This window comes from Pseudovibrio axinellae (assembly GCF_900110875.1).
Taxonomy (GTDB): domain Bacteria; phylum Pseudomonadota; class Alphaproteobacteria; order Rhizobiales; family Stappiaceae; genus Pseudovibrio; species Pseudovibrio axinellae.
The window spans coordinates 64,074-80,652 of the sequence record NZ_FOFM01000014.1; the positions used below are offsets into that span (position 1 = coordinate 64,074).

The 16,579-nt window shown below is 49.8% G+C and carries 17 protein-coding genes; 6 read left to right on the top strand and 11 right to left on the bottom strand.

Translation table 11 applies throughout. The features are described from left to right. Nucleotides 1–231 precede the first annotated feature (231 nt). Nucleotides 232–951 carry a DUF599 domain-containing protein gene (locus tag BMZ51_RS20365; protein WP_068010421.1) on the top strand — a complete coding sequence of 240 codons (720 nt, stop codon included), beginning with the start codon at nt 232–234 and terminating at the stop codon, nt 949–951. Here the strand turns inward: BMZ51_RS20365 and BMZ51_RS20370 are convergent. Then, nucleotides 873–2,114: an adenylate/guanylate cyclase domain-containing protein gene (locus BMZ51_RS20370; RefSeq protein ID WP_068010423.1), complete on the bottom strand. Its 1,242-nt coding sequence runs from the start codon at nt 2,112–2,114 to the stop codon at nt 873–875. The genes BMZ51_RS20365 and BMZ51_RS20370 overlap by 79 nt on opposite strands. A 262-nt stretch (nt 2,115–2,376) precedes the next feature. On the opposite strand from BMZ51_RS20370, the gene BMZ51_RS20375 reads away from it, so the two are divergent. Continuing rightward, nucleotides 2,377–2,973, top strand: a complete 597-nt coding sequence (locus BMZ51_RS20375) for a thiamine phosphate synthase (RefSeq protein WP_068010425.1) — start codon at nt 2,377–2,379, stop codon at nt 2,971–2,973. Between the two features lie 154 nt (nt 2,974–3,127). Here the strand turns inward: BMZ51_RS20375 and BMZ51_RS20380 are convergent, their stop codons facing one another. Further along, nucleotides 3,128–3,742 carry an ATP-dependent Clp protease proteolytic subunit gene (locus BMZ51_RS20380; protein ID WP_068010427.1) on the bottom strand — a complete coding sequence of 205 codons (615 nt, stop codon included), beginning with the start codon at nt 3,740–3,742 and terminating at the stop codon, nt 3,128–3,130. Nucleotides 3,743–4,109: 367 nt separating this feature from the next. Between BMZ51_RS20380 and BMZ51_RS20385 the strand changes: the two genes are divergently transcribed. Further along, nucleotides 4,110–6,194, top strand: coding sequence for a putative bifunctional diguanylate cyclase/phosphodiesterase (locus tag BMZ51_RS20385; RefSeq protein ID WP_082825734.1), 2,085 nt, complete (start codon nt 4,110–4,112; stop codon nt 6,192–6,194). Here BMZ51_RS20385 and BMZ51_RS20390 read toward each other — a convergent pair. Together BMZ51_RS20390 and BMZ51_RS20395 are read right to left on the bottom strand one after the other, a co-directional pair. After that, the gene (locus BMZ51_RS20390) at nt 6,186–6,605 is read right to left on the bottom strand and encodes an ACT domain-containing protein (protein WP_068010461.1); all 420 of its coding nucleotides are present in this window, start codon (nt 6,603–6,605) and stop codon (nt 6,186–6,188) included. The two genes, BMZ51_RS20385 and BMZ51_RS20390, sit on opposite strands and share 9 nt — an antisense overlap. 253 nt (nt 6,606–6,858) lie before the next feature. Next, on the bottom strand, nt 6,859–7,746 hold the full coding sequence (locus BMZ51_RS20395) for a LysR family transcriptional regulator (protein WP_068010429.1): 888 nt from the start codon (nt 7,744–7,746) through the stop codon (nt 6,859–6,861). 97 nt (nt 7,747–7,843) lie between these two features. On the opposite strand from BMZ51_RS20395, the gene BMZ51_RS20400 reads away from it, so the two are divergent. Continuing rightward, nucleotides 7,844–8,203: a VOC family protein gene (locus BMZ51_RS20400; RefSeq protein WP_068010432.1), complete on the top strand. Its 360-nt coding sequence runs from the start codon at nt 7,844–7,846 to the stop codon at nt 8,201–8,203. Next, the gene (locus BMZ51_RS20405) at nt 8,200–9,060 is read left to right on the top strand and encodes an SDR family oxidoreductase (protein WP_068010433.1); all 861 of its coding nucleotides are present in this window, start codon (nt 8,200–8,202) and stop codon (nt 9,058–9,060) included. Before BMZ51_RS20400 ends, BMZ51_RS20405 begins: the two co-directional genes overlap by 4 nt. 150 nt (nt 9,061–9,210) lie before the next feature. Here the strand turns inward: BMZ51_RS20405 and BMZ51_RS20410 are convergent, their stop codons facing one another. Together BMZ51_RS20410 and mgtE are read right to left on the bottom strand one after the other, a co-directional pair. Beyond that, entirely contained in the window at nt 9,211–9,636 is a 426-nt protein-coding gene (locus tag BMZ51_RS20410; protein ID WP_068010435.1) for a VOC family protein, read from the bottom strand. Between the two features lie 122 nt (nt 9,637–9,758). Further along, the gene (mgtE, locus tag BMZ51_RS20415) at nt 9,759–11,174 is read right to left on the bottom strand and encodes a magnesium transporter (RefSeq protein WP_068010463.1); all 1,416 of its coding nucleotides are present in this window, start codon (nt 11,172–11,174) and stop codon (nt 9,759–9,761) included. 600 nt (nt 11,175–11,774) lie between these two features. Here mgtE and BMZ51_RS20420 point away from each other — a divergent pair. Then, on the top strand, nt 11,775–13,586 hold the full coding sequence (locus BMZ51_RS20420; RefSeq protein ID WP_082825735.1) for a carboxylesterase family protein: 1,812 nt from the start codon (nt 11,775–11,777) through the stop codon (nt 13,584–13,586). Nucleotides 13,587–13,789: 203 nt separating this feature from the next. On the opposite strand, the gene BMZ51_RS20425 is transcribed toward BMZ51_RS20420, so the two are convergent. The 5 genes from BMZ51_RS20425 to BMZ51_RS20445 form a co-directional block, all read right to left on the bottom strand. After that, nucleotides 13,790–14,014, bottom strand: coding sequence for a hypothetical protein (locus BMZ51_RS20425; RefSeq protein WP_139201439.1), 225 nt, complete (start codon nt 14,012–14,014; stop codon nt 13,790–13,792). A 133-nt stretch (nt 14,015–14,147) separates the two neighbouring features. Next, nucleotides 14,148–14,471 carry a hypothetical protein gene (locus tag BMZ51_RS20430; protein ID WP_068010441.1) on the bottom strand — a complete coding sequence of 108 codons (324 nt, stop codon included), beginning with the start codon at nt 14,469–14,471 and terminating at the stop codon, nt 14,148–14,150. Between the two features lie 108 nt (nt 14,472–14,579). Beyond that, nucleotides 14,580–14,864: a hypothetical protein gene (locus BMZ51_RS20435; RefSeq protein WP_068010443.1), complete on the bottom strand. Its 285-nt coding sequence runs from the start codon at nt 14,862–14,864 to the stop codon at nt 14,580–14,582. A gap of 1 nt (nt 14,865) precedes the next feature. After that, nucleotides 14,866–15,642 carry a glycoside hydrolase family 108 protein gene (locus BMZ51_RS20440; protein WP_068010445.1) on the bottom strand — a complete coding sequence of 259 codons (777 nt, stop codon included), beginning with the start codon at nt 15,640–15,642 and terminating at the stop codon, nt 14,866–14,868. Nucleotides 15,643–15,739: 97 nt separating this feature from the next. Further along, complete coding sequence (locus BMZ51_RS20445; RefSeq protein ID WP_068010447.1) at nt 15,740–16,513, bottom strand: DUF2793 domain-containing protein; 774 nt, start codon at nt 16,511–16,513, stop codon at nt 15,740–15,742. Between the last annotated feature and the right edge of the window lie 66 nt (nt 16,514–16,579).

Genomic DNA, 16,579 nt, shown 5'->3' on the forward strand with positions numbered 1-16,579 from the left:
GAGAAATTCGTTCAAAACTCGGCGCAAATATGAAGAAAAGTCACAGAGCGGGAGATGGAAACTCGTTTTTTTGACTGTCTTGGGCTGTTCATCCCTATTATTCTGCTTTCACTTTGCGGCCAGAAACGCAGACCCTCTAGCCCCTCCCCCCAAATCATGCGAAACATGTAAAAGCTCATCTCGTGCAGCTGAGGTGATTTTCAGACACAGGCTTCAACAACAGAAAAAGTAATGTTTCAGATCCAGCTTCCCAACATCCTAGCTATCTCGTTTTTCATCTTCGCATGGTGCCTTTACGGCTGGCTCGCTTACAAAAGCCCCTGGTCAAAACACACTCTTTCCCATGCCATGGACGCTCACCGTTACCGCTGGATGCAGGCCATGCTCAAACGTGATGTACGCATTGCAGACACCAACATCGCCTCCGGCCTTCAGCAAGGCACAGCATTCTTCGCGTCTGCATCTCTGCTGGCAATTGGAGGTACGGTGACACTGCTAAGTGCAATGGATGAGGTGAGCGCACTGGCAGAAACACTCAATCTGCCGTTTCTGGCAGACCCGCTTCAAAACGAGGCCAAGACCTTTGGTCTGATGGTGATCCTCGCCTATGCTTTCTTTAAATTCGGCTGGGCATATCGCCTCTTTAATTACACCACGATCGTAATGGGCTCTATTCCTGACGATTGCCATGAGGAAGATGAGGAGGCAGTGGGTGCCTCCTTGCGTGCCGCACGTCTGGCAACCTTGGCTGGCCGTCACTTCAGCAACGGACAGCAGGCGCTCTTCTTCGCGGTTGGTTATCTGGGGTGGTATGCAGGGCCTTTCTTCTTTATCGCAACGACCCTGATGGTGACCCTAGTGCTTTTACGGCGTCAGTTTTTCTCGCAGGCAAGGAAAGCTGTATTACCAGGCCCGAATGCACAGGATCTCGTTAATTCCGGCGCACGATAGACCTTTACCGGGTCTGGAAACCCTTTCAGAGGAAACGTACCAACACACGTTTCCTCATCACAATCTAAAATTTCTGCCACCGTATCCGAGATCAGCATCGTATGATCCAAACGTTTGGACAGATCGGCGATTCGAGCGGCCTCGTTCACAACCGGCCCGACAACCGTAAAGTCCAAACGCCGCTCTCCGCCAACGTTTCCAAAGAACACGCGACCAGAGTGTACCCCCATACCAACGTGAATTGCAGGCAGGCCATTTAGTCCGCGTGCGTTTGCTTCGCACAGGTCCTTAAGGCTTTTGCGAAGAGCTGCCATAGCCTCAAAGGCCGCAATTCTAGCGCTTTGTTCATTGGTATAAGGGAACACAGCCAACACTTCGTCGCCAATGAACTTGAGGATCTCACCGCCATGTTGCTCAACCCGTGAGGTAACCACGCCAAAATATTCGTTGAGAAGCTGCAGCAAGGACTTGTCAGGCAAGTAGTTTGAGAACCCTGTAAAATTGCGAATATCACAAAAAGCAACGATCGCGTTGATATGCTCACCATCCCCGCGCTGTATCTCACCGCTCATTACCCGCCGCCCGGCGCGAGTACCCAGATACGTGTTTAAAATACTCTCTGAAGCCTGACGCGAGTTGAACAGCTCACAAATCAATGAGAGGGGGTTGGAAAGCTCTTCGAAGACACGAATGTCGTCATCTTTAAAACCGGCTTTGGACCGACTTGCAAACGCAAGACCATGCTTTGCACCATCTGAAAAGGTCATGGGAAATGAAACGTATTCAGTATAACCTTCCTCGTCGAGCTCCTGAATGATCTTAAGCCGGTCATACTCATCATGCTGACCGAATTTATGGCGAATCATTTGACCCGTTTCAATCGAGTGCCTCCAAAGACTCTGGTTATAAGATTCATCCATCTCCGGCGTGTGTAGGAAGTACCTCATACGAGGCCCTATGCCGCGCTCCCAAATAATCCCCTCGCCTTGATAGTCTGGGTCCAAAATAGAAATTCCGCTGGAAATCCGGTCAACCTCGATTCCCATATCCCCTAAGCGCTCACCCAGCACAGACAGAACCCGGCAGGGACGGCCAAGCATTTTTGCATCCTTGGAAAGCCACTCCAATAAATCATTAGTGGCTACAGACTCACGATCAGACATTCAAACCCCAGAGACGAACGACAACGTTTCTCATCATTTACTTTTTAACTCAGATATTTACAGCAATACCGTCAAGAAACCCTCGCCATAAAAGCTAGACTTTCTCCACAACCTGCTACACGCCCAACGTGTAATTGCTTCAAATTTCAAAAATTTGTAGCAAACAAACTGCACAACTCCTATTTTCTGCGCAAATAATAACGCAGCACGCTTCCAGTGATGAGAGTTTCAATCACTGCGCATTTAATCGAGACATCCAACAATGTTAGATCGCTTTTATCTGATCATCGATGGCACCCATTGGTTGCCACGTGTCCTTCCTCTTGGCGTAAAGCTTGTTCAGCTCCGTATAAAAGACAAGTCAGAGGATGAAATTCGCTCTCAGGTCAAAGCAGCAAAGCAGCTCTGCGACAAAGCCGGCGCAGTTCTCGTCGTAAACGACCACTGGCAGGCTGCCTATGACGCAAATGTTGGCTATGTGCATTTGGGACAAGAAGACCTAAAGACCGCAGATTTCCGTGCACTCCGTTCCGCTGGAATTTACTACGGCGTTTCAACACATGATGAAGCTGAGCTGGACACCGCTCTGGCGCTAGATCCTCAATATGTGGCCCTTGGCCCAATTTACAATAGCGCAACAAAAGAATTGCGCTGGCAACCACAAGGGCTCGAAACCCTAAAGAGGTGGAAATCACGCACCAACAAACACCTGGTAGCGATTGGTGGGATCACGCTGGAGCGCGCACCAGATGTTTTTGCAGCTGGAGCAGACACCATTGCAACAATTTCAGATGTCACAGCTGCATCAAATCCAGAGCAACGGGTTTCCCAGTGGCTTCAAACATCAAAGAACTGGTAAGCCTAAGCCGCGATCTTGTTGATGGAATGCTTGCCCTCAGGTCTGCATGAACACATTCGTTCATCGCAAAGCTTTTTCACGATGTATGAAGGCGGAGCGGCAACAAAAAAGGCAGCCAAGAGGCTGCCTTTTTCAAGTCATAAAACAATGTAGTTTATGCAAGTTCAGAAACGTTGCTCACCACTTTGCCGACCAAACCATACTCGATACCCTCTTCAGGGCTCATCCAGTAATCACGGTCCGTGTCTTTTTCGATACGTTCAATCTTCTGACCAGTTGCATCTGCAAAGATCTGGTTCAAACGATCACGCATCTTGAGAATCTCTTTGGCCTGAATCTCAATATCTGTCGCCATACCACCAGCACCGCCGGAAGGTTGGTGAAGCAGAAAACGTGTGTTCTTAGTGCAGAAACGACGTTCTTGCGGCACAGACACGTAAATCAGGGCACCAGCGCTGGCAACCCAACCCATACCCAGCATGCGAACCTGTGGTTTGATGAATTTGATCATGTCGTGGATCATATCACCAGATTCCACGTGCCCACCTGGAGAGGAAACGATCACCGTAATAGGGTCATCACCAACCTGGGAAAGCGCAAGCAGACGGGAACAGACATCCTGAGCCATCTCCTGTGTCACAGGGCCTGTAATCAACACCGTACGCGCATCAAAAAGATGCTTGTCCACCGGGATGGACTTTTCAGGATTCTTTGGCGCGTCATCATCACCTTCGAGGCGAACCGACGTCGAAGCACAATAGTCCGTCATGCGAATGACATGCTCCCTTATATTAGCTACCGCCCCACGCGGCAGACTCTGATCAAGTATAACTAAAAGATACTGCGGCAGACCGCAAACACGCAAAGTCATAGCCTAACAGAAATTCCCTAGGAAATAGTGGGCGTTCTTCCCCAGTTTCAGCCGATCCTTCAAAAAAACAGCAATTTCACTCGGCTGAAATAAATTGCATTTCACACACTTAATAATCCAATACCCAACTTTAAAGCCAAGCAATAACGTTTTAATAACCTTGAAACTCGCATAATTGGTAGAAATTACAATCTACCTATAGCTGATATTGACATACTGGGGATGGTGTCACGTCTTCGGACACAGCACAAAGGGATTTTCGGGTTTGACTGGTTTTACAGAAACACTGAATGCTCACCTCCAATATCAATCACCCGTCCCTATAGAAGACCAAAGCGCCTTCTCACGCGTGAATGTCCCTATTTACGCGGTCGACATTAGCCAGAGTAAACTGGTTTGGGCCAATGCCTCTGGCCTCTCCTTTCTGGGTTTGACCGTGCAAGAGTGCATCGATGCCAACAACAACTTCATGGTTGACCTGCCTGCACCGTTTAATAACCCCTCCTATCGAAACCAGCTTCGCTCCTATTTAAACCGAATAAGAGAAGAGGGCAGCATCACCGAGTGCATTACAGTCGTTCCAAATGCGAACTCGATTTCTGTCTATTGTACGTTTTCACCACAAGCTCTAACCAGTGGGGCTCCAGGTCTTTTGGTGCAAGTCACTTCAGAAGTCGGCAATGAGCCCGCGCAGGTCCGCAGCGCACAGGTTCTGCTCCACACCACGTCCATGATCACGATGTTCGATGAGAGCGGAAAACTCCTTTTTGAAAATCCGGCAAGCCGCTTTAATCGGCCCAGCGGCTGCGAAGACCTTGCCAACCGCATCTGTAACCGCCGAGATTTCGACGCACTCATGGCGGAGCTTCGGATCAACGGTGAGGCAAGCCTGGTCGCCCTCATGCACTCCAATCAGGGAGAACGCTGGTTCGATCTCAATGCCCGCAGCGCTTTTGACCCGGTATCTGGTGCACGCGCAATCTCGCTCAATGCCACAGATGTCACCAAACGCCTGCAAGCCGAACACGAAGTGCGGTACTTGGCCCATCACGATACGCTGACAGGGCTGCCAAACCGCACCTTCTTAGAAATCGAAGCAGAGCGATATCTCGATGAGACCCGCCTCTCCGGCAATCCGGGGGCCCTCATCTTTATCGATCTGGACCGTTTCAAATCAATCAACGACACGCTCGGCCATTTGGTTGGAGATGATCTTCTGGTCGTCATTGCCAAGCGTTTGAAAGAAGTCGTGGAAGGCATCGGCTTTGTTGCCCGTCTTGGGGGCGATGAATTCGTTGTACTCATTGCCAATTTTGCAGAAACTGACCTTCTGAGTGAAATTTGCCGTGAAATTCGAACCGCTCTGTCCCAGCCATGCAAGGTGCGTGGCCACATGCTTCAGGTCACGCCCTCTGTTGGCGTGTGCACCTATCCAGAACATGGGGTTGATCTGGATACGCTCATGCGTAAGGCAGATTTGGCGATGTATAAAGCAAAGGACCTGGGACGCGACCGCATCTGCTTCTTTGATGTTTCCATGTCCCGCGAAGCTGAAGAGCGCGTCAGCTTGGAAACGGCTTTGCGCCAGGCAATCCGCGGTAACGAACTGGCGGTGCACTATCAGCCACGCGTGGATGTGGTCACCAATCAGGTCATTGGCGCAGAAGCCCTTTTGCGCTGGCATCACCCCACACGGGGGATCGTGTCAGCAGCCAGTTTCATAGAGATTGCCGAGGAAGCTGGCATGATCGATGAAATCGGAGACTGGGTCGCGCGCGACGTAATGTTGCAGCAAAATCAGTGGGCTCAAGCAGGCCACGATGTTGCGATCTCCATCAACCTTTCCCCTGCCCAGTTCCGGCGCGGGCGCATTTCGCAGCGCTTGCGCTCCATACTGGAAGAAACTGGCGCGTCTGCCAGCTCAATCCGGCTTGAGATTACAGAAAGTGCGCTGCTCAGCGATGCAAACGAAACGCTGAAAGAACTCAATGCCCTGCGTGAACTTGGCTTTACACTAGAAATTGACGACTTCGGCACAGGCTATTCAAACCTTGGCTACCTGCAACGCTACCCGGTCACCGCTTTGAAGATTGACCGTTCATTTATTGCCGACACAAAACGCTGGCCAATCGTTCAGATGATCGTTCAGATGGGACGCCTCTTGAACCTGACACTTGTTGCAGAAGGCATTGAAACCAAAGACCAGCTTAGACAGATCCAGAAGCTTCAGTGTCATGAGTATCAAGGATACTTGTTTTCACCTGCTGTACCGCCCCTCACCTTCGAGCGCTTGTTGAAAGGTCAGCATTTTATAATGCCACCTCCCTCACAGCTTGGCGCCTCACTTTAAGGTAAGCTTTGCAGACCGACTGAGCGCTTGCAATGTATCGAGCGCAAGCTCGGCTTTCTCATCCTGCACAAAGATATGATCGTGGTAAAACGCGGCAACAACATTTGCCGAAATGCCAGCCTCAGCAAGCGCACTGGAAATCGCTGCCGTCAGGCCAACAGCTTCTAAAGAGCTGTGAACTGCAAGTGAAATGCGCCGGAAACTAGGTTCTGTCTCAACGCCTGCCCGCCCTGCACTTTCAAGAGATAAGATGGCTGTTAGCCCCTCGTTTTCCCAAAACAAACCAAGGGGATGATGTTCCGCTAACGCCTCAATGCTTCCATTGGGAAAGCAGCAAAAGACAAAACTCTCCTCTGACACTGATGCCTCCATAGAGGCAAGCAACTCTTGCAAATCCGTTCCACCACGCAATGCCAAAGCCCTGCTCCCTTCTCAAACCCAAAACAATCCGAAGAGATTATTGTCAGACCGTAATAAGGATACATAGTCAGTACGATAGTTTCCGCACGGATTGTACCACTTAACCCTTAATCATCGTAGGTACGATGGAGCCGTCACTACAACCAAGTATTCTATTCATGGCAGAACACTTTGCCTATGCTCCTTTGTCGGAGGTAACTAGCCTTCATTCATTGTCGGTGAGCTCAAACTTTTGGGGCCGCCGTTAGGCTCCCACCTGCTTGGCAGCTATATCTAAAAACAAACGAGCCAATTTGGGCATGCCAGCTTTTCCGGCATGAACCGCAAAAAGCCGAATTTCGGGAAATCTCCAATCTGGTAGGACCTCAATGAGCTGACCTGACTGGATTAAATCTGTACACAAAGGTTCTGGCAATTCTCCGATACCGTGACCTGAAAGAATGGCTGAGCGGATTGCGGCATAATCATTTACGGACAAATGAGGTTCAAAGCTCACATTCTCGATATCGCGCTGTTTGGTCAGCGACCAGCTTAAATGACGTTTTTTACTGAAACCAAACCCAATGCAATTGTGGTGTTGTAGTTCACCCGGAGTGCGCGGCAGAGAATTAACGGCAGCATATCTGGCAGCGGCAACTAAACGATGACGGTATCTCAGCAGCGTTCTTGTAACCAAATCGGGCTGGTTTGGCGGGGCGACCCGAAACGACAAATCAACACCATCCTCCACGAAGTCTAAAATGCGCTCAGTCACAAAAACTCGAAGCTTTGCTTTTGGGTGGCGAGCCTGAAAGGTTTCGATTGTCTCCAAAAACAGTATTTCGAAAAGATTGGGTGGCACGGTGATCGTGACGGTTCCAATTGTGTCGGTGTGCCGATCAGTCATGACTCTGTTAGCGTGGACCAGCGTTTCCAACCCTTTGCGACATAGATCGTAATAGGTTGCCCCTGCCTCCGTCAGCCGGATCTGGCGCTTGCTGCGATCGACCAATTGCACACGAAGACTGGTTTCAAGCTCGGACACCTTTCTGCTGACTGTAGACAGCGGAACATTTAGGACCCGTGCGGCCTCTGTGAAGCTCTTCAAACGGGCGACTTCTGCAAAGACTGAGATAGCATCAAGGCTGATCATTTAGTTTCCATATATGGAAGTTAGCTTTCATTATTGCTCATTTATTCTGCGAGAGGAAGGAACTAACCTAACAAAATGTACAAATGAGGACGCTTTGATGGCACACAAAGACAAGACGATTAACTATATCGAGTTTCCCCTAAACGACCCAGCAAGCACAAAGCAGTTTTATGAGACTATCTTTGGGTGGACGTTTCAAGAATGGGGGCCCAAGTATCTAAGTTTCAGCGGTGCTGGTATTGATGGCGGGTTCAACGGCGAAGATGGAACACCGGTAACAAGCCCAGGCACATTGGTCGTTTTGTTCTCAAATGATCTGGCAGCCGCTCTTACGCAGGTTAAAGCCGCAGGGGCAAGAATTACCCGGGAGATCTATAGCTTTCCGGGGGGAAGGCGTTTTCATTTTTGTGATCCAAACGGCAATGAGCTTGCAATCTGGGCGGAGGCAACCCCATGACAATTCTTGTGACAGGTGCAACTGGCACCATTGGATCAGAAATCCTTCGATTGTTTGCCGAACGCCGTAGCCCCGACATTCGTGCTCTTGTTCACAACCCCAATAAAGTTGGGCAGGTGAAAGCACATGGTGCAATCCCAGTTGTCGGAGGGTTTGAGGACAAGGAAGCGCTGGTTTCTGCCACAACTGGTGTTAAGACAATCATTTTGATCACGCCTGCGGACGCTGCTGCCGTTGACCAAGCCTCCAATGTGATAAAGGCCGCCCAAGCATCGGGCGTCCAAAGGATTGTGAGAGTGTCCGCAATAAAAGCCGATCCCCATGGGCCAACAAACAACACACGAGCCCACGGGAAGACAGAGGCTGAGCTTATTGAGAGTGGTTTGAACTACGTTATTTTGCGCCCTAACCTGTTCATGCAAAACCTCTTCATGGCCGCCGACCAAATCACCCAACAACGGCAATACTCGTTTGCAACTGGCGAAGGCTCTATGGGTATGGTTGATACCCGAGATGTTGCCGCCTGCGCCGTGACCTGTGCGCTTACTGATCAGTGGGATGGCAGGGTTTACGAACTGACAGGACCGGAACCTTTGAGCTATGTGGATGTCGCGAAAATCTTAAGCGAACAATGGGGTAAGCCGACACAGTATCAACCAGTCGCGCCCGAAGAGATTTATAAATGGATCAAAAGCGCTGGTTGGGGCGAGTGGATGGCCGCGTTGGCCAGAGACTACGGGCGAGCCTATGCTATGGGATGGGGTAATTTTACAACGCCGCATATTCAGGAAATCACAGGTGCAAAACCGCGCTCCTTCCGCCAATTTACCCAGGAGGTATTTTTGCCCGCGCTTTAAGCGACAGCCCATTTATGCAGTCATTTCATGCGGCAATATATGTAGCCCATACCCTCGGATACAGGCAGATGGGCAAGCATTTGGATTGGGTTGATTATTGTAGCCTCACAATTATCTGTCACAACAGGCAGGCCAATACCTCACTGAGACTCAATCCTGGTAGTTTGGCCAAAGCCCTGGAGTGGCGAGCTCGACAACATTGCCAAAGGGGTCGTCAAAAAACAGACTGATACCGCCTTGCGGCCAGCGGACCTCACTGCGGATCTCCACGCCCTTATCCTCAAGGTGTTCACGCCAGTCTATTAAAGTGCTTCTTGCAATTGCGAAGGCAAAATGAGACGGGCCTTCAGTGCTGTGCCCCGGCACCATTCCGTAGGGGCTATCCACATCACTGCGGCTTACCCCTCGTTTGAAGATCAAAAGCATTTGGTTAGGAGCCACAGTGTAACCCCACATGCGCGCGCCCTCAACAACGCGCTCAAGCCCCATCAGCTCACCATAAAACTGATGTGCTATCGCAAAATCATCAACATAAACGGCTGTTTCAACAATTCCATTAATCCCTGGAGCACCCAATCCAACCTCCTGTCTAGGCTAAAGCGTTATCCACGAAAGGTGGCACCGGTTTTCAATCAAGCAAAGACGCTAAAGCAAAAAACTAAGGCAACTTGATCAATCCAGTGTAAATGCACGCTGCCTTAATATGGCAAATCAAACCACCAGGCAGCCAAAAACAAGAAACTAAAGAATCCAACAACGTCCGTTATCGTGGTTACAAACACAGAGGACGCAATCGCCGGATCCACTCCAGCTTTCTCCAAACCCATTGGAACCAACAGTCCAAACAAGCCGGCACAGATAGAGTTAATCAGAACAGCACTGCCAATCACCACCCCAAGTTCTGGGTTGAGGAACCAGCCCCCCGCAATAGCACCAATCAGTACTCCGAGGCCTGCGCCGTTGATCATTCCAACAAGAAACTCACGTCGTAAAACCCGGAGGATATTGCGCCTGTTCAGCTCCTGTGTCGCAATCGCACGCACAGTAACTGCCATTGTCTGCGTTCCGGAGTTGCCCCCCATGGACGCCACAATAGGCATCAGCACTGCAAGCGCCACCATGCGCTCAATGGTGTCGGAGAACAACGAAATGACAAAAGCAGCAAATAAAGCGGTGAAAACATTGATCGACAGCCAGGACATTCGGGACTTGGCAATATCAAACACACTATCTGATATTTCCTCGTCGCCCACACCAGCCATCGCCAGCATGTCCTCTTCCGCTTCCTCCTGAATAACATCAACAATATCATCAACCGTAATGATACCGACCAGCCGTTCTGAAGGATCCGTCACAGCAACAGAAACAAGGTTATAGCGCTCAAACGAACGCGCGACGTCCTCCTGATCATCGGTAACAATCACAGAGTGACGTGTCTCTTCCATGATCGATGAGATCTTTTTCTGTCGCTTTGTGCGCAAAAGACGGTCCAGCGCCACCGCACCAAGCAGCCGAAAGCCCGGATCAACAACATAAAGCTCGTAAAAACTATCGGGAAGGTCTTGGGAGCTGCGCAGATGGTCAATCACCTGCCCCACAGTCCAAAACGGTGGTATCGCAATAAAATCGCTTTGAACAATACGACCAGCAGAATCCTCTGGGAACTCTAGCGCCCGCTTAATCTGAACCTGATCAACATTTGGCAACCGAGCAAGGATCTTCTCCTGCTCTTCCTGCTCCATATCTTCAAGCAGGTAAACAGCGTCATCAGATTCAAGCTCACCGATACCCTCAGCAACATCACCATCAGGCAAAGCGTCCAGAACCTGCGCACGCACTGAATCTTCAGTTTCAGTTAAAGCAGCAAAATCGAATTCATCGCCAAGCAACTGAATAAGGACAACGCGATCATGCTCGCGAAGCGTTTCCAGCAAGTCACCCATGTCTGCTTCATGCAGGTTTCCTGCGAGCGCATGCGCAACAGCCCCATCACGGGCTTCAAGAGCCTCTTCAACACGGGCAACGAAATCGGTATCAAGGTGTCCGCTTGCATCCCGGACATTTGGTGGAGGGGGCACGGCCGAGGACGCACCTGGATTTTCCGAATAGGTCACATGACCTCCACAAGTTTGAACCAAATGCTTAACGTGAGCATCGTCCTTCAAGATTGCTGAAAATTGAAACACGCAGGTACCATCACCCCTGTGCACAGGTTTGTGTTTATAGCGACCTACGCAGACCGTGCAATCCTTTTGCGAAGAATTCGCTATTTACATAAGAACGGCGCAAACACACAAAAAACGCACAACAACGCAATTCATCGCAAAGACGACTTCAGCCCGCCTGAACGGCGAACAACAGACTTGATAAATTGAGAGAAAACAAAGACCTAAACAGCAAAAAACCCCGGCTCCTTAGGAGCTCGGGGCTTTTGGTGCGGCCGAGAAGACTCGAATAAAATAATTTTATCAACAATATCAAGTCACTACATTCTCAAAAATCCAAATGTAGGGCAATTTGTAGGGCAATTTGTAGGACAAAAGCCGCACCGAACTCCTCACCAATCATGGAGACTTGTCATGCGATCAATAAGAACACGGATACTTGTTAAATCTTACTCATGGCAAGTCCATTTAACTAATAAACTCAACCATCCATAATAGGCATGACCTTAGGATTGCAGCCGTCAGTGTATAATTAGTGGGTACAAGCTAATGAAGATAATAAGACTTGCATCGGCGGCATTGCTTTACGTAGGGCTCAGTATAGCCGCAACCAGCAGCCAGAGTTCTGATCCGTGTGGAGGCCAGGACCCTTGTGCCGTTCTCGCAAATAAAGATATCATTTACGGTCTGACTCAATCCATCAATGGTAATCAGTACAATGTTTTCAAAGGTATTGAATATGCCTCAAAACCAGACCGCTGGAGTTATTCAGAGATAGTCACAAGCTATACAGGCGAAAAATCTCAGGCAAAGGAGTTCAAGGATGTTTGTCCTCAGCTATCATCGGATGGAAAATACCTGGGCAAGGAAGATTGTCTGTATCTAAACATCTGGACCCCATACATGAAGGATTATCCCGATAACAACCTCCCTGTTATGGTTTTCATCCATGGTGGAGCGTTTGTTGTTGGAGCAAGTAGCTCAAAATACCCATCAAACCCCAACGACCCAGCCAACAGAGATACACTCCTGTATGATGGTGCAACATTCGCAACCGAACAGAATGTTATACTGGTGACCATAAATTACAGACTAGGCGCACTTGGCTTCCTGAATTTGGACAAAGGCGAGATAACGTCTGACACCTCTAAAAGCAACTACGGAGTCCGTGACCAGCTTGTCGCCTTGCAATGGGTTCAAGATAACATTGCAAGCTTTGGTGGCGATAAAAATAACGTCACCCTTTTTGGCGAAAGTGCGGGTGCCATGTCCACCGGCCTTCACCTGCTGTCCATTCCTGAGAGCCAGGATAAATTCCAGGCTGCTATAATGCAAAGCAACCCAATTGGCTTCAAATATAGAAACGCTAAAGAAGGAGAAGACCAAGCCGGTATCTTTTTAGATTGCTTAAATAAGGTTATGGACGGCGAGAAATGTAATTTATTAAACCATAAAGCCTTGGACACCAACGAAGTTAAACTTCTTGAAACACCAACTCTTGACCAGATTTTAGAAGCACAACGTAGGTATGCAAATTATATTGGTAAATTTGCAGTCATATCAGCCGGATTACCTGGGGCACTACCTTTTACCCCAATTATCGACGGCACGTTTGTCACCCAACAACCAACAAACCAACTACAAGCTGGCAGCCCAAAGCCGCTGATATTTGGGTTTAACAAAGATGAGGGTGTGTATTTTTCAAGTGCCATAGATAAAACTCAGGCATTTATGGGATACAAAGCTCTGGTCACAAGACTATTTGACTCCTCATCAGAAATTCTATCGACCGACCGTTATCGTCAAGATATTTCGGCCGCCAACGGTCTGCAGACGGGCACATTGACCGCTCTATCTAATCTGATCAATGATTTTGCTTTCTCGTGCAAAAATATGGCAGCCGATCAGAAAAATGTGACGGAGCAAAGCAGAATCTGGGCCTATTACTTCACTCAAACGGACGCAATTCTTGACCTGCCACCTTCAGACAAGGACCCGAATAAGGTTTGCTTCCCTGACAATCAATGGGACAATTCATGTCACGCAGCAGAGCTTCCTTTTGTCTTTAACTCACTGCCTGCATCTAGTGATGAACAATTGAAAAAGCTTGCAAACACCATGAATGAATCCTGGGCTAACTTTGCAAAAAACCACGACCCCACCAGCAAGGACCGTAAATGGCTTGTTTGGGAAAAAGCAGACGCCAATAACGCGCAGCTGAACATACTGCCAAGTACCAGCGACACGTCTGATGACAAACTCTTCGGCACTCGAAACTGCCAGAATTGGATATCAGATTGGACAGTCAAAATTACAGGCTACGACGAAGCACAGGAAGTCCTGACGGAGACGCTTAAGTAGATCGGTAAAACCATTCGCAACAACCAAAACCGCCTAATGGGGCGGTTTTGGTCAAAAATACGCAAATATTTGAAGCCGCAAACAAGTTCAGGCGCGGTTCAGTTTCCCTGCCAACACGGTGCAATTCCGTATTTATAGGATATTATCTGGATGGGACTGGTTGTTTAAATGCAGCTATCCCCGCCGCAGAATAGCAACTGGTGTTAAGTGGCCTCCAGCACCCCTTCCACCACCTTTAATCTGACTGTTCGTTCCTGCAAAATGGCATCACAGGCACGCTGTGAGATTGGGGAAATCTGCAGATGCCTGAGAATGTGGAGTTTCTCCTCCTCCGCCAAAGGCTGCAAGATAAGAAGGGCATTTGTAATTGCCGCATCCTCCTCTTCGTTCATGCCAAGAATTGAGGCCTTATAAATTACTACAAACATAGTTTTCTCCAAAAATCCGCATGCAACAAGTGTCATGCAGACACATTAGGAGCTGGCATTTTTGCCAAGGTTTACCGGCAAGATTGGGAGGCGAATTAGACAGGGTTCACCCCGACCCGATTTTCGCAGATGATCACCGTTTGCCCCGCCAGAACTTCAGAAAGTTTTCAGTGGCCTTAAATGGGTCCCTTGAAATGCGTAGTGTAAACGCGGCCATATTGCGCCCGCTCATCGCCAGCACCCCGGCCGTTGCATCACTCAGCCCCGGTTTAAGATCAAAGAATATAATCAAGGGCTCCGTAAAGGTGGTCGCGGCTGCTATTCCGATAAAGAAGGTAAGAACTCGTTGCAAAAAACTCGCCTCCTGTAGCAACGCGCCAATCAGGGCAAAACCCAGAATAATCGCCGTTTTCCAAAGTGGCAGGCGATAGAAAATCTCCAAGATAAAATCTGTCATTTCCAGCAGCCCCGCCTCTGTCCGTTGCGATCATTTGCACTTACCCGCTCAGCCCCGGCCCGGTCAGCATTCACCAAAGCCACAAACCCGGCCGGGCTTATATTGTTCTTAGTGAACCCGGCGCAACTGTTCGCATTCAGTGTTTTGCAGCCGGGAATTGCCAAGGTACTCAAGACACAAATTGTAATCTTCAAGGCCCTGCAAATAAGCATCATCCTGCTTCCTTTCGCGTTCCGCTTTCACAGTCCCTTGCAAAGCTTTATGCTCTGCCTCTGTGAACGCCCCCTGCCTGATCTGGTGATAGGCAGCGGCTGCAAGCACGAGCAAAAGCAGGACGGCACCAACCGCCCGCCCTGCTTTTGTGCCAATCAAGAATGATAGTGCGGCTCCCATATCAAGCCGCCCGCTCTTTGGTAATCAGCAGATAACCAGCAACCCCAACACTTACCACCAGAGCAAGCGCAAAGGCCCATTGCAGCGGCCCGGAACCAGCTAAAATGCCAGACAAGCCAGAGGCCGCCATGCTTGCGCGTGTGATCCCGTCAGGGCTTAGCCATGCGCTGATTGCACTGGTTTGTTCACCAAGCGCCTTGGACCCTTCCTCGTTTATCTGCCCATCTAAGACAGGCTTGGGAGCAATCTTTATAGTTGCGTTATTGGCAAGCTCTAAAGATCTTTCCTGCACATGGCGCACACGGCGCGACCAGCCGTTTTTGTTAAACTGCCAGTTTTTAAGCCGCTTCATGAATTTAAGGCGCGCAGCGCACAGCAGGTTAATCAAAGAGTTTACAGAATGCGCTTTTACAGCTTGCAACGTGAGCACACCGATAACACCGTCCACCTTGACCTTGAGGATTTGCTGCAAGGTCTTTGCCGCCCGTGCAGGACCAGAATTTACCGCAAAATCAAACACCGCATAATCAAGCCCACGTGGCAACGCATCGCCCTTTACGCTGTCCCAGTATTGCGCGCGGTAGATTTTCAAAGCCTCCTCACGGCCCAGCCTCTTGACCTCCTCCACACTCACAGGACGCCCGCGCCACGCCTCTAAAGTCGCCTGGGTAATACCTAAGTTCGTTGGGCCGCCCGGATCTGCCTTGCGCGATCTGTTTGCAAAACCGCCCTCACTTCCCAGCAAGTCCAAAACGATCAAGTGAAAAGTATCTTTCATGCTTGCCTCCTAACGAGAAACGGGAGCCCAAAGGCCCCCGTGCAGGTACAAAAAAAGCCGCAAAAGCGGCCTGCCAAAATATCAAAGGTGTTTCAGTTCAACTCGTCGCCACCACCGGCAGGAAATAGTGCAAAGCAATGCGCACCTTGCCCCCTGTAAAGGCCCCGGTGTCCCCGTGTGCCGTGATCACAACCGGCGTATCTGCATAAAAGGCTTGCGGCCCGATCACGCCTGCATTGGTTGCCCCTTCCGCAACCCCAAGATAGCCACCGAACTTTTCAGCTTCCCCGGCAATGCCCGCATGATATTGCCAAACGCCGGTGACGTCCTCCACGGTGCGCGAAGACACACAAAACACAATTGCCCGATCAGGAATGACAATCGTACTGCTAACGCTGCCACCTGCTAGGCTTAGCTCTTCTTCAACGGTGACAAACTGGCTTTGCGCGCCGTGATCTGTTTCACTTAAAACGGTTGCCTCTTGCTGAATGGCAAGCCCGCCCGTGCCCGGATCTATGCCAAGCCCGGCAACAGCAGCCAAGTGACCCCAAGCCCCATCAGAATAAACCTGCATCCCGCCAGCGCTTTCAACCCATGCACACCAGCCCGTGCCCGGCGCAATAAACCGCCATGCACCCGCATCAAAAGCGGCAATCTGGTTGTCATAACCAGCAAACGCGCCCGTTGCGCCCGCTGGTACAATATAGCGTGCGCCCGTGGTAGGATCTGCAGGCGGCTCACCAACACTATTTGAAATCACTGAGAGTTGAACCACCAAATCAATCAGCGCTAAGGCTTCGTTGTGTGTGACGTGCTTTTGCGATTGCGCAGCCGCAATCACCGGCAAGTTTAAATGTGCTGTATTGCTCATATTACCGCTTCCTAATTGTCATCAAAAAAGAACAGTGATGGAACGCCCCGCCCATAGGCTGCAGAT